Origin of the sequence: Streptomyces sp. NPDC004539, from assembly GCF_040610055.1 — a bacterium.
In the GTDB taxonomy this organism is placed as follows: domain Bacteria; phylum Actinomycetota; class Actinomycetes; order Streptomycetales; family Streptomycetaceae; genus Streptomyces.
The window spans coordinates 23480-35538 of record NZ_JBEXLS010000006.1 but is presented as its reverse complement, the minus strand read 5'-3'; the positions used below and the strand labels follow the sequence as shown (position 1 = coordinate 35538).

At 71.2% G+C, this 12059-nt stretch carries 10 protein-coding genes; 5 read left to right on the top strand and 5 right to left on the bottom strand.

Annotated features, from left to right (window positions below; all coding sequences use genetic code 11):
* Nucleotides 1-9 precede the first annotated feature (9 nt).
* The 5 genes from ABZX85_RS14355 (at nucleotide 10) to ABZX85_RS14335 (ending at nucleotide 6968) form a co-directional block, all read left to right on the top strand.
* On the top strand, nucleotides 10-1047 hold the full coding sequence (locus ABZX85_RS14355) for a LacI family DNA-binding transcriptional regulator (protein WP_355866826.1): 1038 nt from the start codon (nucleotides 10-12) through the stop codon (nucleotides 1045-1047).
* Between the two features lie 118 nt (nucleotides 1048-1165).
* Nucleotides 1166-2488, top strand: a complete 1323-nt coding sequence (locus ABZX85_RS14350; protein ID WP_355866823.1) for an extracellular solute-binding protein — start codon at nucleotides 1166-1168, stop codon at nucleotides 2486-2488.
* Between the two features lie 2 nt (nucleotides 2489-2490).
* The gene (locus ABZX85_RS14345) at nucleotides 2491-3405 is read left to right on the top strand and encodes a sugar ABC transporter permease (RefSeq protein ID WP_355866820.1); all 915 of its coding nucleotides are present in this window, start codon (nucleotides 2491-2493) and stop codon (nucleotides 3403-3405) included.
* 133 nt (nucleotides 3406-3538) lie between these two features.
* Complete coding sequence (locus ABZX85_RS14340) at nucleotides 3539-4408, top strand: carbohydrate ABC transporter permease (protein WP_355867900.1); 870 nt, start codon at nucleotides 3539-3541, stop codon at nucleotides 4406-4408.
* Nucleotides 4409-4496: 88 nt separating this feature from the next.
* Complete coding sequence (locus ABZX85_RS14335; RefSeq protein WP_355866817.1) at nucleotides 4497-6968, top strand: CBM35 domain-containing protein; 2472 nt, start codon at nucleotides 4497-4499, stop codon at nucleotides 6966-6968.
* 57 nt (nucleotides 6969-7025) lie between these two features.
* Here ABZX85_RS14335 and ABZX85_RS14330 read toward each other — a convergent pair whose 3' ends face one another.
* The 5 genes from ABZX85_RS14330 to ABZX85_RS14310 all read right to left on the bottom strand — a co-directional run bounded on the left by ABZX85_RS14330 (nucleotide 7026) and on the right by ABZX85_RS14310 (nucleotide 12052).
* Nucleotides 7026-8789, bottom strand: coding sequence for an ABC transporter permease (locus ABZX85_RS14330; RefSeq protein WP_355866814.1), 1764 nt, complete (start codon nucleotides 8787-8789; stop codon nucleotides 7026-7028).
* A 2-nt stretch (nucleotides 8790-8791) separates the two neighbouring features.
* Complete coding sequence (locus tag ABZX85_RS14325; protein WP_355866811.1) at nucleotides 8792-9595, bottom strand: ABC transporter ATP-binding protein; 804 nt, start codon at nucleotides 9593-9595, stop codon at nucleotides 8792-8794.
* Entirely contained in the window at nucleotides 9592-10134 is a 543-nt protein-coding gene (locus ABZX85_RS14320; protein WP_355866808.1) for a PadR family transcriptional regulator, read from the bottom strand. The genes ABZX85_RS14325 and ABZX85_RS14320 overlap by 4 nt, the downstream gene beginning before the upstream one ends.
* A 101-nt stretch (nucleotides 10135-10235) precedes the next feature.
* Nucleotides 10236-11621, bottom strand: coding sequence for an aldehyde dehydrogenase family protein (locus ABZX85_RS14315; RefSeq protein ID WP_355866805.1), 1386 nt, complete (start codon nucleotides 11619-11621; stop codon nucleotides 10236-10238).
* Nucleotides 11618-12052, bottom strand: coding sequence for a cupin domain-containing protein (locus ABZX85_RS14310; RefSeq protein WP_355866802.1), 435 nt, complete (start codon nucleotides 12050-12052; stop codon nucleotides 11618-11620). Before ABZX85_RS14310 ends, ABZX85_RS14315 begins: the two co-directional genes overlap by 4 nt.
* Nucleotides 12053-12059 lie beyond the last annotated feature (7 nt).

Sequence of the window (12059 nt, the reverse complement as noted above, 5' to 3'; positions counted from 1 at the left end):
AATCCTGGCATGGATGTGACCGGTCACACAAGCCGCCCGGCGAGCATCAGGGACGTGGCGGGCGCCGCGGGGGTCTCGTACCAGACGGTCTCCCGGGTCATCAACGACCACCCCAGCGTCCGCCCGGCGACCCGCGAGCGGGTCCTCGCGGCCATCGACACGCTCGGCTTCCGGCGCAACGCGACGGCGCTCGCCCTGGCCAGCGGGGTCAGCCGGGGCGTGACCGTACTGACCGCGAACACCACGCACTACGGGTACGCGGCGATCCTCCAGGGCATCGAGGAGGCGGCCCGCGCCGCGTCGTACGCGGTGGGGATACGCGTCCTGGAGACCGACGACGAGACCGCCGTCGCCGCCGAGGTCCGGCGCGCGGCGGACGCGGGCGGCGGGCTGGTCGTGATCGCGTACGATCCGGCGGGCGTCCGCGCGCTGGCCGCCGTCCCCGACGGCGTCCCGGTCGTCGGCGTGGTCGAGACCCCGGCGAGCCCCCCGCAGGGCGACCGCCCGTGGGTGTGGACGGACGACCGCGAGGCGGCGTACGCGGCGACCCGCCACCTCCTCTCCCTGGGCCACGCGACCGTCCACTACGTCGCGATCCCCTCCAGCACCCGCCGCACCGCCGCCCGCACGGAGGGCTGGCGGCGGGCGCTCAGGGAGTCCGGCTCCCCGATCCCCCGCCCGCTGCAAGGGAGTTGGGGCCCGGCGGGCGGTCACACGGCGGGCCGCAGGCTCGCCCGGGACCCGGCGGTCACGGCGGTCCTGTGCGGCAACGACGACCTGGCGCTCGGCGTGCTGCGCGCCCTGCACGAGTCGGGCCGCCGGGTCCCGCAGGACGTGAGCGTGGCCGGCTTCGACGACGCCCCGCACTCCGCCTACCTCACCCCGTCCCTGACCACCGTCCGCCTCGACTTCACCGGCCTCGGCAGAGCCGCGTTCGCCCTGCTGCACGGCGCCCTGGAGAAGTCCGCGCAGATCGCCCCGCACCCCGTCTCCGTACCGGAACTGGTGATCCGGGAGAGCTCGGCAGCGCCACCCACCGCCCGCTGAACACCCCCACCCCACCGACGCGTTCGCCCCACTCGGCACATCGCACAACTGAACACCCAGCACGAGCACCGCTGTTCTGATCCTGCTTCCTGAACCACCCGTTCTCGAAAGGCACGTGATGCAGACAAGAGCTCTCCCCGCCCTGGCGCTGGTGTGCGCCCTCGGTCTGGCCGCCACCGCGTGCAGCGACCCGACCGCCGGTGACTCCTCGGCGGACACGAAGCAGTCGGCCGTCGACCCGACCGCCCGCCTCGACGGCGTGAAGCTGACGATGTGGACGGCACAGAACACGGTCACCGCGCCGAAGCAGGTCGTCGACGCCTTCGAGAAGGCCACCGGCGCGAAGGTGGAGACGCAGGCGGTCCCGGACCTGTACGAGCAGAACGTGCCGACGAAGCTCGCCTCCGGCGATCGCCCGGACCTGATGTTCTGGCAGCCCTCGATCTCCACACTGCCGTTCATCCAGCCCAAGCAGAACCTCCTCACCCTCGACGGCGAACCGTGGGTGGCGAAACTCGGCGGCACGGAACAGAAGTTGGGGGTGATCGACGGCAAGCGGTACGCGGCGATCGTCACCAGCCCCGCGATGCTCGGCGTCTACTACAACAAGGACGTCTTCCGCCGGGCCGGCCTCACCGAGAAGGACTTCCCGACCTCCTACGACCAACTCCTCGCCCTGGGCCGCACGGTCACCGACAAGACGGACGCGGCGGGCTTCTACGAGGCCGGCGGCGACAAGTGGCCGCTGCAATGGCAGATGCAGCTCCAGCTCACCGACCTCGGCCCGCAGTGGTGGGAGGGGCTGAACCGGGGCGAGAAGAAGTGGACCGACCCGGTCGTGGTCGCCGCGATCAAGAAGTACAAGGACGGACTCCTCGACGCCGGGCTCGCCCAGAAGAACTACCGCACCGGCACGTTCACCGGCCAGGCCGACGCCCTGTGGAAGGGCGAGGCGGGGATGGTCCTCAACGTCACCTCGTTCCAGAGCCAGTTGCAGGCCAAGTACTCCACCGCCGAGATCGACCAGAAGATCGGCTGGTTCCCCGTCGCCAACTCCTCGGCGACCGGCCTGTATTCACCGGACCAGACGAACGGCGTGGTCACCTTCCGCACGGGTGACGAGAAGCGGCAGAACGCCGCCCGGCAGTTCCTCGCGTTCTGGCTCGGCCCGGACTACGCCGACTACATCGCGGCGATGAAGATCCCGTCCGTGCAGCCGTCGGTACCCACCCCGGCCGGACTCCCCGAGACGTCGAAGGCCCAGGTCGCCGCGTTGCCCAAGGCGATCGGCGTGTTCCAGGCGAAGGCGATCGTCGCGCCGGACACGCATCTCTACCTGGCGGACATGATCTACGGAAAGAAGAGTCCGGAGCAGGTCGCGCAGGCCATCCAGGACCAGTTCGCCCAGGTCGCCAAGGCGCAGGGCGCGCCCGGGTTCTGACGATGACTCAGACTCTGCCGCGCGCCACGTCCAGCCCGACACGAAAGAGCACACCGGGCAGGCTCCCCCGCGCCGCCGTCCACCACCCCTGGTGGTTCGCGCTCCCCGCGATCCTCGTCTTCGCCGGTTTCTTCCTCGCCCCCAACCTGCTCAACTTCTACTACCCGTTCACGAACTGGTCCTCCTACCACGCGAACATCTCGTTCACGGGCCTGGACAACTTCAGGACGGTCGCCGAGGACGGCTCCCTGCTGCGGGCGATCCGGACGACGCTGCTGTACGCCGTCCTCGCCGCACTGTTCCAGAACGGCTTCGGGCTCGGCCTCGCGCTGCTCCTGGAGGCGGACACGCGGTTCAACCGGTTCTTCCGGGCCGTGTTCTTCCTGCCGGTGCTGATCTCGGCGCTCGCCACGGGGTACGTGTTCCAGGCGCTCCTGGACCAGGACGGCGCCCTCAACTCCGTGCTGGGGACGGACGTTCCGTGGCTCGGGTCGACGACCTGGACTCTGGTGATCGTCAGTGTCATCCACGGCTGGAAGTGGATGGGCCTCGCGATGCTGATCTACCTCGCGGGGCTCAAGGGCATCCCGAACGACATGCTCGAAGCCGCGCGGATGGACGGCGCCGGGCCCTGGCGGACCTTCCGGTCGGTGCGCTGGCCGATGCTCGCGCCGGCCGTGACCTTCAACGTGACGACCGCGCTGATCGGTTCGATGAACACCTTCGACATCGTCCAGGCCACGACCGGCGGCGGCCCGGCCGCGTCCACGGAGGTCTTCAACATCTACATGTTCCGGATCTTCGGCCAGGGCCTGTACGCGCAGGCCGCCACGATGAGTTTGGTGCTATTCCTCATCGTGGCGGCGCTGGCGGTTCCGCTGGTCTTCGGCTTGCGTCGAAGGGAGCAACTCCTTTGAACCCTCCTCCTCGCAAGCAAGCAGGATTCCTGGCTCACGCTGCTCGACCACTCGACGAACGATCAAGACTCACGCGATCAACACCAGCCGGGTTGGCACCAGCCCGGTCCCCGAAAGAAGGGAGGTTGGTGTGCTGGCTTGGCTCTCGCTCAGCAGCCCGGTAAGCGTACCAGCGCCTGGTCCACGTCTGTGGCGATTCGCCCGCCCCACCCTCGTCGTCCTCATCGCCGCGCTGGCGATCGGCGTGCCCCTGTGGCTGGTCGCGGTCACCTCCGCGAAACCGCAGGGGGAGGCCGTCAAGCCGAACCTGGACCTGCCGCAGCACTGGCAACCCGCAAGCAACTACCAAGACGCCGTGAACCAGGGCGAGATGCTGCGCGGGCTGCTCAACTCCCTTCTCGTCGTGGTCCCTTCGGTCGTCCTCGTGCTCATCCTCGGCGCCGGGGCCGCGTGGGTGTTCGCGCGCCGCAAGTCCCGTCTGGTGTCGGCGGCCTACGCGCTGTGCATCAGCGGGCTGCTGCTGCCGCCGGCCGTCGTGACCGTCGTGATGGAGCTGCGTCAGCTCGGACTCGCGAACACCCGGCCGGGGATGATCGCCGTGTACACCGGGATGTACCTGTCGACGTCGATCTTCTTCATGACGGGGTTCATCCGCGCGATCCCCTTCGAGCTGGAGGAGGCGGCGCGGATCGACGGGGCGCGGCCGGCGCGGATCTTCGTCCGGATCGTGCTGCCGCTGCTGCGGCCGGTGATCGCGACCGCGACGATCATGGTGACGCTCTACGCGTGGAGCGACGTCTTCTACGCGTTCTTCGTCCTCGGCGGCGGAGAGCGGGCCACCCTGCCGCTCAACCTCTACCAGGTGGCCAGCGCCCAGCTCTACCTCAACAACTGGCATCTCGTCTTCGCGTACGTCGTGGTGATGAGCCTGCCGATGGTCGCCGTGTTCCTCGTCGGCCAGCGAAAGATCGTGTCCGGAATCACCAGTGGAGCCGTCAAATGACCGGAGGTCCAGCAGCGTGACCGCCCCCACCCGCACGAGATCCCGCGTACGAACCGCCCTTGTCACCACCGCACTTGGAGCCGCCCTCATGGCAGGCGCACTCCCCGCCGCAGGAACGACCGCAGGAACGACCGCGGAAGCACCGCAACGCCTCTCCGTCGACCTCGCCGCCCCCGAGGGCCCGGTCCAACTCGGCGCGAACGGCGCCCTGTACGGTCTCGGCGACGACGGCGTGCCGAGCGACGCCGCCCTCGCGCCTCTGAAGATCACCAGCATCTCGCAGAAGCCGGACGGCGGTCTCCAGCACCCGAACGGCGACGCGCAGGCCGTGTCGAAGGCGTTCTTCCGCAACGGCGGCGGCGAGATCAACGTCATGATGCAGGACATCTACGCCAAGTGGCCGTACGAGGACCTCGGCATCGACGACTACCTCCCCAAGGTCGACAGCATCACCCGTCGCATAGCCGCCGACCCGAACAGCGAGCGGTTCGTCTACATCCCGTTCAACGAACCGGACTTCATCTGGTACAAGCTCAACGGGCCGCAGGCGGAGTACGAGGTGGAGCGCGACCGCTTCCTCACGCACTGGAAGACGGTGTACGAGCGCATCCGCGCCATCGACCCGGACGCGGTGATCGCCGGACCCAACGAGACCGGCTACTACCCGCGCTTCCTGCGGGACTTCCTCACCTTCGCCAAGCGTGAGAACGTCCTGCCGCAGATCATGACGTGGCACGAACTCAGCTCCGGCTCCCTGCGCGACTTCCAGGGCCACTACGACAACTACCGGGCTTTGGAGCGGGAGTTGGGGATCGGCCCGCTGAAGATCAACATCGACGAGTACGCGAACCGGCGCGATCTGTCCGTGCCGGGCCAACTCGTGCAGTGGATCTCGATGTTCGAGCGGAACAAGGTGTACGCGAACATGGCGTACTGGGACGCGGCGGGCAACCTGAGCGGCCAGGTCGTCCGCTCCAACATCCCCAACGGCGGCTGGTGGCTGTTTCGTTGGTACGCCGGGCTGACCGGCGACACGGTCGAGGTGACACCCCCGCAGGCCGACACCATCGACACGTTGCAGGGGTTGGCGTCCCTGGACGCCTCCCGCCGCCAGGCCCAGGTCCTGCTGGGCGGCTCGGCGGGGGACGCGGACGTCGTCGTCCGGAACGTCCCGCGCAAGCTGTTCGGCCGCACGGTCACCGCGACGGTCGCCGAGGCCGCCTGGTCCGGGTACGAGGGTGAGCACGCGGCGCCGCAGGTACTGAGCCGCCTCAAGACAGAAGTGGCCGCCGACGGCACGGTCACCGTTCCCCTCCGGGGCCTGCACAAGATGTCGGCGTACCGGATCGTCCTCACCCCGGCCGGCACCGGCACCCCCGCCGCGGCGTCCGTCCCCTGGTCGGCGTCGTACGAGGCGGAGAGCGCGGCGATCACCGGCGGCACGGTCTACACGCAGGGCACCGTCCAGAACGCCAACGGCTACGCGGCGTCCGGCACGAAGGACGTCGGCTCCCTCAACACCCCTGCCAGCAAGGTCGACTTCACGGTGTCGGTCCCCGAGGACGGCACGTACGACCTGGCGGTCCTGTACGGCAACCAGTCCGGCCGCCCGGCGACCCAGCGGCTCTCCGTGGACGGCGCCGCGCCGCTCACCGTGACGTACCCGTCCACCCAGAACTGGACCTACCGCGCCAAGAAGGTACTCCCGCTCCAACTGTCCGCCGGAACCCACGTGTTGTCCCTCGCCAAGGGTGACGCCGAGGTCACGCTGGACCGGATCGACCTGACCCGGCGCACCGAGGCGACCGCGTCGTACGAGGCGACCCTCGCGGACGTCAGCGGGCGTCCGGTGTTCGACTACTCCTCGTCGGCCGGGACCGGTACGGGTGCGCTCGTGCTGCGGGGCGGCGACAAGGCCGTGTTCGACGTGTACGCGCCGCGCGACGGCTACTACACGGTCGTGCCGAAGGCGTCGGGGCCGGTCCGACTCGCCCTGCACGGCGCGGAGTCGGCCGCCGTACCGAACCGTGCGCTGCGGCTGTACCTGGTCGCGGGCAACAACCGGATCACGGTGACGTCCGGGCACGCGTCGTTGCGTTCGCTCGACGTGTCCGGGGACGGGTCCGACGCCGGAACGCTGTCCCGCGGCGCCGCCGACGCCGTCCTCACGGGCGGCGCCAAGCTCGTCGACTCCGTCCACGCGCCCGGCGGCTCGTACGTCGGCGGCCTCGGCAACAGCCCCGACAGCACCGCCGAGTTCACGGTGAACGCGCCGAAGTCCGGGCGCTACCTCCTGGTCGTCCACTACGCGCACAACGACCGGCGCGACAACGGGCACGCCTACAACACCGACATCATGTCCCGCACGGCGGACGTCGAGATCGGCGGCGTCTCCCGGCAGGTCACCTTCAAGAACACCTGGAGCACCGACGACTACTGGACCGTCGGCGTCCCCGTCGACCTGAGCAAGGGCGCCAACACCGTCACCTTCGGCAACCCGACGGCCTGGGCACCCGACATCGCCCGCATCGAACTGGGGCGGGTCTTCGGGAAGTCCTGAGTTGAGAGAGCACGGTCGGCCCCGGCGAGGGTACGACCGTGCTCGACCGCCTCGTACTCAGGCGGGTTCGGCGATGAGGGCGGGGCCCCGGGTGTGCATCCACGCGGGCAGAACGGTCAGCGCGCCCACCGCGACCAGGATGCCGATCGCGCCGGTGAGCAGCCACAGCTCCGGGGGCATGATCTGCGTGCCGAAGAGCCAGTACAGGCCGAGCCCGGCCGGGACGCCCACCGCGATTCCGGGTACGGCGGGCAGGAGTTGGGCGACGCAGAGCGCCGTGACGACCTGGTGGGGCGTGGCTCCGAGGGTGCGGGTGACGGTCAGGGCACGCCGGGCCTGCACGGCGGTGCTCCAGCCGAGAAGCACGGTGTTGAGCAGGGACAGCACCGCCAACGCGAGGGTGACGGCGAGCAGTACCTGTCCGGTCCGGTCGGTCCGCACTTCGAGGGGGCCGAACCGTTTGACGGCGGGGGCCGCGTCGAGTTCGGCGTGGAAGGTGAGCAGTGCGGTGACCATGAGGGTGGTGGCGGCCGTGCCGGCGGCGGCCAGGACGGCGCGGCCGGGCCGCCGGGCGAGCAGCCGGCTGCCGAGCAGCAGGGGGACGGGCAGGTACGCCGTCAGCGCGTTCAGGCGCGGGCGGTACGTGAGCAGGTGGGCGGGGTCGGTCAGGGCGCCCGCGGTGTCGGTCCGGGCGGCGCGCAGGGCGGGGCCGAGGACACCGGTCACGGCGATGACGACAGCGAGCACGATCGCGGTGACGACGGTGCCGGTGTCCGGGGGACCGACGATGTCGATCAGCCCGGCGCTGGGGTCGACCACGTGGGGCGCGGCCAGGGTCCCGGCGGTCAGTCCGAGCGCGGTGGCCACGAGGGTCAGCGCCAGGTACGGCACCAGCAGGACGGCGGTGACGGTGCCGGGGCCCGCGCCGACGGCTTTGAGCAGTGCGGCCCGCCGGTGGTCGCGGGTGGCGCGGACGGCGGCGAGCGCGGTGAGGGTGACGATCGCGGCGACGGCGAGCAGCGAGCCGCCGATGACCAGGGTGGGCCGGGTGGCCTCGATCATGGCCGTGTCGGTGTCGAGGACGTCCTGCCAGTAGTGGAAGTTGACCCAGCTGTCGCCGGTGACGGCGTGGACGGCCGAGGAACGGCCGAACTCGGCGGTCGCGGCAGGGTCGGACAGCTTCAGGTGGATCAGGTGGACGGCGGGCGCGTCGCCTGCCGCCGCGCGCGCGTCGGCCGTGGTGAGCCACACCATGCCGCCGTAGTCGGACGCCCCGGGCCCCTGTGCGACGTTGCTCCACGGGTACACCTCGACGGCCGCGCTGATCGCGGTCCCGACGACCGCGATGCCGCGCCCGCCGACGGTGATGCTGTCGCCGGTGCGCACACCGAGTGCCTGCGCGAAGCCTCGCTCGACCACGGCTCCGCCGGGACGCACCCAGGTCCCGGAGGTCACCAGCGGCCGGTCGACGGCGGACGGACCGCCGCGCCCCATGACGGCGGAGCGCGCGGTCTGTCCGTGCGCCCGGACGGTGGTGTCGAAGGCGAGGAACGGGCCACCGAGCGCGGTGACACCCGGCGCGTCCGCGAGGCGTTCGGCGAGGCCGGACGGGTCCGTGCTCGTCGTCGAGACCATGACGTCGGGGCCGGCGGTGGCGGCGCGTGTCTTCGCGTACCCGGTGGACACCGCGTCGGTGGTCGCGGAGCCGAGTGTCAGGCTGGCGCCGGCGACGGTGACGACGAGCAGGAACATGACGGCTTCGCCGGGGCGGCGGCGCATGTCGTGCAGGATCAGACGCCAGATCAGGAGCAGCTGTCCCATGGTCAGCCCTCCCAGCCCAGCAGTGAGCCGAGCCCGCCGCCGCTGCCGTCCAGGTGGGTGTCGTCGGCCACCGCCCCGTCCCGCAGGAGGACGACTCGGTCGGCCGTGGCGGCGACCCGCTCGTCGTGGGTGACCATGACGAGGGTCTGGCCCGCGGCGCGCAGTTCGCCGAACAGGCGAAGGATGTCGTGGGTCGCGGCGCTGTCGAGGTTTCCCGTGGGCTCGTCCGCGAGAACGACCAGCGGCTCGTTGACCAGCGCGCGGGCGATGGCGACCCGCTGCCGCTGGCCGCCGGAGAGCGCGGAGGGCAGATGCCGGGCCCGGTCGGCGAGCCCGACGCGATCGAGGAGTTCGGCGGCGCGGTCGCGGGCGGTGCGCGGTGACGCGCCGGCGAGCAGCGCGGGCAGTTCGACGTTCTCCGCGGCGGTCAGTTCGTCCATGAGGTGGTACGCCTGGAAGACGAACCCGACGGTACGACGCCGCAGCCGGGCCAGCGCCCGTTCACCGAGGCCGTCGACGCGGGACCCGCCGAGCCAGACCTCGCCCTCGGTGGGCCGGTCGATGCCGCCGAGGAGCTGGAGCAGCGTGGACTTGCCGCAGCCGCTGGGCCCGGTCACGGCGAGCGCCTGCCCGGCCGGAACGTCGAGGTCCACCCCGTCGACGGCCCACACCGCGTTCTCGTCCTGCCCGTACACCCGGGCCAGCCCGACCGCCCGCAGCACCGGTCCGGCCGCCTCACCGGGTCGGCGGTCGTCCGTGGCCCTCCGCTGTGACCGGCGCCTGGTGCGCTGACCGTCTCTCGTCATCCGATTCCTCCGCGTTTCCCCCTGGCTGTGCGGGTGGACCAGGTCCGCCCGCACACCTCCAACCAGCGCAGATCGGCCTGCAACCGGAGCGCGATGCCCTCCAGGAGCAGCCCGGCCTCCGAGCTCGTGTCGTGCGCGAGAGCGGCGTGCTGGGCTTCGGCGAGGCCGCGCAGCAGTTCCCGGCGCCGAGCCTCCACCAGCGCGACCGGGTCGGCCAGGCCCGACTCGGCGGCGGCCACGAGTTTCAGGTGGAACTCCGTCACGTCCACCCGGGGGCCCGCGCTCTCGACCATCCAGGCGGCCACCCGCTCCCGCCCGGCCGCGGTCAGCCCGTACACCTTGCGCCGGGGGCCGCGCACAGGCGTGTCCTCACGCTCCTGGACGACCAGGCCCGCCTTTTCCAGCCGGGTGAGCGTCACGTAGATCTGCCCCGCGTTCAGTGTCTCCCCCAGCGGTCCGAGCGCCGCCACCAGCCGTTTGCGCAAGTCGTATCCGTGCGACGGCTCCTTGGTCAGCAACGCCAGCAACACGTCCTGCACGGACCGCCCTCCTCACATGACGCCGTAATAGATAGCGGTTAGCCAAAGGAGGCGTCAAGCCTGGCCACCCCCTCCTAGCCGGCCTCGGGGGTGTCGTCGGGCTAGCGGGCGACCCAGTACGTACGGGTGTTGGTGAACTCCCGGATGCCGGCGGAGGACAGTTCCCGGCCGTGGCCGCTGCGTTTGGTGCCGCCGAAGGGCAGGCGCGGGTCGGAGGCGACGACGGCGTTGACGAAGGCGGCGCCGGTGGTGATGCGGCGGGCGAGGGCGACGCCACGGCTCGGGTCGGCCGTCCAGACGCTCAGGCCCAGGCCGAAGGGGGTCGCCCCGGCCAGCCGTACGGCATCGTCGTCGTCGCGGGCGACGCTCACGGCGGCCAGCGGCCCGAAGGTCTCCTCGTCGAAGGCCGGCATCCCCGGGCCCGTGCCCGACAGCACCGTGGGCCGGAAGAAGAAGCCGTCGCCGGGCAGCGGCTTCCCGCCGGTCAGCAGGCGGGCACCGGCCGCGACCGACTCCTCCACCTGGCGGGCGATCGCCGTGCGCAGGTCGTCCCGGGCGAGCGGGCCGACCTGCGTCGACCGGTCCCTCGGATCTCCGACGCGCAGTTCCTCCACCCCGCGCACGAAGGCCGCGGTGAACGCGTCCGCGACCGCCTCGGCCACGATGAACCGCTTGGCGCACACACAGCTCTGGCCGGAGTTGGTGAAGCGCGCCCTGACGGCGGCAGCCGCGGCGGCCGTGACGTCGGCGTCGTCCAGGACCACGAACGCGTCCGAACCGCCCAGCTCCAGCACGGACTTCTTCGCCGCCCGCCCCGCCGCCGCGCCGACGGCCGCGCCCGCCCGGTTGCTGCCGGTCAGGGTGACAGCGGCGACACGGTCGTCCGCGATCAGCCGCGCGGTGACGTCGGGCACGTCCTCGTCCGCGAGGACCAGCGCGGTCACCAGGTGCTCGGGGAAGCCCGCCTCGACGAAGAGGTCCTGCAACGCCAGTGCGCACCCGGTGACGTTGGAGGCGTGTTTGAGCAGGACGCCGTTGCCCGCCACGAGGGACGGGATCGCGAAGCGCATGACCTGCCAGACGGGGAAGTTCCACGGCATCACCGCCAGCACCAGACCGACGGGTTCGTACGCCACCCAGGCTTCGACTCCGTCGATGTCCACATGTTCGTCGGCGACGATGCCCGGCCCCTGCCCGGCGTAGTACTCGGCGGTCAGGGCGGACTTCTCCACCTCGCCCTCCGCCTCGACGACCGGCTTGCCCATCTCCCGGACCGCCAGATCGGCCAGCAGCGCCTTGTGTTCGCGCAGGACGCGGGCCAACTCGGCCGCGCGCGCGGCGCGTTCGGCCACGGGGACCAGGGCCCAGTCCCGGGAGGCGAGGTGCGCACGCCGTACGGCGGTCTCGACGCGGGTGGCGTCCCAGGCGTCGTACGAGGCGAGGGGCCGACCGGTGGCCGGGTCGACCGTGGCTATGGTGGCGTTCATGCGGTGGGGGCCCCTCCCTTGTCCTGTGCGGAGAGGTGCTCGAAGGTCTCGCCGGTGGCGGTGATCGTGCGGGTGACGTCCCGGCCGCCGTAGACCCAGTAGATCCGCATGACGCCCTCGCCGCGGTTGAGGAAGCGGTGCGGGATGCCCGCCGGGACCCAGGTGGCCTGGCCGACCTCCAGGTCGAAGAACTCGCCGTCGATCTCGGCGGTCGCCTCGCCTTCGAGGATCAGGACGGACTCCTCGACGTTGTGGCTGTGCAGGGGCAGGCCGGTGCCGGGCCGGAAGACGGTCTGGCCGGTGGTGATGACGGCCCCCTCCGAGTTCCACCTGCCGATGTAGGGGAGGGTGGCCACTCCCCCGCCCCGGTCGAAGCGTTCGACCTTGTCGGGGTGGATGAGCAGGTTCGGTGCGGCGGGTGCTGTGCACATGCGGCGG

Bases quoted from the DNA above. Each gene is read 5' to 3' on its own strand.
- ABZX85_RS14330 (WP_355866814.1), bottom strand. From the start codon at position 8,789: ATGGGACAGCTGCTCCTGATCTGGCGTCTGATCCTGCACGACATGCGC.
- ABZX85_RS14325 (WP_355866811.1), bottom strand. From the start codon at position 9,595: ATGACGAGAGACGGTCAGCGCACCAGGCGCCGGTCACAGCGGAGGGCC.
- ABZX85_RS14335 (WP_355866817.1), top strand. From the start codon at position 4,497: ATGGCAGGCGCACTCCCCGCCGCAGGAACGACCGCAGGAACGACCGCG.
- ABZX85_RS14350 (WP_355866823.1), top strand. From the start codon at position 1,166: ATGCAGACAAGAGCTCTCCCCGCCCTGGCGCTGGTGTGCGCCCTCGGT.
- ABZX85_RS14355 (WP_355866826.1), top strand. From the start codon at position 10: ATGGATGTGACCGGTCACACAAGCCGCCCGGCGAGCATCAGGGACGTG.
- ABZX85_RS14310 (WP_355866802.1), bottom strand. From the start codon at position 12,052: ATGTGCACAGCACCCGCCGCACCGAACCTGCTCATCCACCCCGACAAG.
- ABZX85_RS14315 (WP_355866805.1), bottom strand. From the start codon at position 11,621: ATGAACGCCACCATAGCCACGGTCGACCCGGCCACCGGTCGGCCCCTC.
- ABZX85_RS14345 (WP_355866820.1), top strand. From the start codon at position 2,491: ATGACTCAGACTCTGCCGCGCGCCACGTCCAGCCCGACACGAAAGAGC.